This window comes from Nostocoides australiense Ben110 (assembly GCF_001050535.1).
In the GTDB taxonomy this organism is placed as follows: Bacteria; Actinomycetota; Actinomycetes; order Actinomycetales; family Dermatophilaceae; genus Nostocoides_A; species Nostocoides_A australiense.
This window is the reverse complement of the sequence record NZ_HG764815.1, coordinates 3,357,596-3,359,749: the sequence shown is the minus strand read 5'-3', so window position 1 is coordinate 3,359,749 and position 2,154 is coordinate 3,357,596. Positions and strand designations below refer to the sequence as shown.

Sequence of the window (2,154 nt, the reverse complement as noted above, 5' to 3'; positions counted from 1 at the left end):
TGGTGGGCGCTGCGCGCGCTCACCGACGACCGACCGCGGGTGCCGGGTTCGGCGTTCGTGCCGGTCTCACCGTCGTCGCTGGTCACCTTCGCCTCGTGCCGGTTGCGTTGGCTGCTGACCCGCGCGGGCGGTGACGGCCCGGCCATCGGATCGGCCGCGCTCGGCACCCTGGTGCACGAAGTCCTGGCCGACGGAGGCGACGCCGACGCCGCCGCGCTCGGTGGCCGGCTCGATCTCTCCTTCGGGCGGCTGGGCCTGCCTGCGGGCTGGATCACCCGGGCCAAGCGGGCCGAGGCGGAGGCGATGCTCGGGAGGGCGGCGGCATACTTCGAGCACGCCGCCTCCCTCGGCTGGCGGCGGCTCGCTGCCGAGCAGCAGTTCACGGCCACCGTGGGCCGGGCGCAGATCAGCGGGATCGTCGACCGGCTCGAGACCGACGACGACGGCCGCATCCGCGTCATCGACTACAAGACCGGCAGCAGCAAACCGGCCGCCGCCGACCTCGCCCGCCATCCGCAGCTCGGCGCCTATCAGGTCGCAGTGGCCGAAGGCGCCTTCGGTCCCGACGCCATCGGTGCCGGCGCCGTGCTGGTCCAGCTCGGCAAGGCCGCCACGACCAAGGCTGCGACCTCCGTCCAGGCCCAGACCCCGCTCGCCGACGATCCCGAGCCGGGCTGGGCCCACGACGCCGTCGCCGACGCGGCGCACGCCATGGCCGGGTCGCGATTCACCGCCACCGTCGGGGAGGGCTGCCGCACCTGCCCGGTCGCCACGTCCTGCCCGGCGCGACCCGAAGGCGGGATGCTCACATGACCCCCTCCTCCACACCGCCCCCGGCAGGCCCGCGGATCAGCGCTGCCGAGATCGCCGCCGCCCTGCGCCTGCCGGTCCCGACCGAGCAACAGCAGGCGATCATCGAACATCCGCCGGCGCCGATGCTCGTGGTCGCCGGCGCCGGCTCGGGCAAGACCGAGACGATGGCCGCCCGGGTAGTGTGGCTGGTCGCCAACGGCTACGCCGAGCCCGAGCAGGTCCTCGGGCTGACCTTCACCCGCAAGGCCGCTGCCGAACTGGCCGGCCGGGTCGGCACCCGCCTCCGCGCGCTGACCGCCGCGGGGGTGATCGACGGCGCTGCCGGAGCCCGGCCGGAGGAGACGGACGGGGTCGTCGCCGCCCCGCCGACGATCTCCACCTATCACGCCTATGCCGGCCGGCTGGTCCGCGAGCACGCCCTGCGCCTCGGCCGCGAGCCCGACGCCCGCCTGCTGTCCGAGGCGGCGGCCTGGCAGTACGCCCACGCCGTCGTCAGCAACGACGAGGGCCCGCTCGAGGAGATCGGCAAGGCCGAGTCGACCATCACCAATGCCGTGATCGATCTCGCCGGCGAGATGGCCGAGCACCTGGTCACGCCGGACCAGCTCGATGCCTGGCTGGCCGGTTTCGACGAGCGGCTCGAGGTCATCGAGGGCGCCGGACGGGCGCTCCTTGCCGAGAGCAAGGCGATGCGAAAAGCGTTGCGCGCCAAGCGATCCCTGGTCCCCGTTCTGCAGCGGTATGCCGCGCTCAAGCGCGACCACGGCGCCATGGATTTCGCCGATCAGATGGCGGTGGCCGCCGAACTCGCGATGCGCTTCCCCGAGGTCGGACGCATCGAGCGCGAACGATTCAGTTCAGTGCTGCTCGATGAGTTCCAGGACACCTCGCACGCGCAGTTGCACCTGCTGGCCGCCCTCTTCGCCCCGGCCGGCGCCGATGGGCCCGGCCACTGCGTCACCGCGGTCGGCGACCCGCACCAGTCCATCTACGCGTGGCGCGGCGCCAGCGCGGCAACACTCGCGCAGTTCCCCGCGGTCTTCGGTGCCGCCTCGGTCTCGGTGCTGCCGCTGTCGGTGACCTGGCGCAACGATCGCGCGATCCTCGACGCCGCCAACACCGTCGCCGAGCCGCTGCGCGCCGGGGCTGTGGTCCCCGTCGAACCCCTCTCGGCAGCCCCCGCTGCCGGAGACGGCCGCATCGAGGTCGCCCGCCTCGAGACGGTGGACGCGGAGGCGGCCCTCGTCGCGGACTGGATCGCGCAGCGCCGCGCCGAGGGGGCGCAGTCGGCGGCCGTGCTGTGCCGCAAACGATCCCAGTTCCCGGCGGGGGGGGGGGCGG

The 2,154-nt window shown here is 74.1% G+C and carries 2 protein-coding genes; both read left to right on the top strand.

Features of this window, described 5'->3' with window-relative positions; translation table 11 throughout:
- On the top strand, positions 1–813 hold an 813-nt coding region (locus BN11_RS16295), incomplete at its 5' end, for a RecB family exonuclease (protein ID WP_048699413.1).
- On the top strand, positions 810–2,154 hold a 1,345-nt coding region (locus BN11_RS16290), incomplete at its 3' end, for an ATP-dependent helicase (protein WP_157044404.1). The genes BN11_RS16295 and BN11_RS16290, both read left to right, overlap by 4 nt.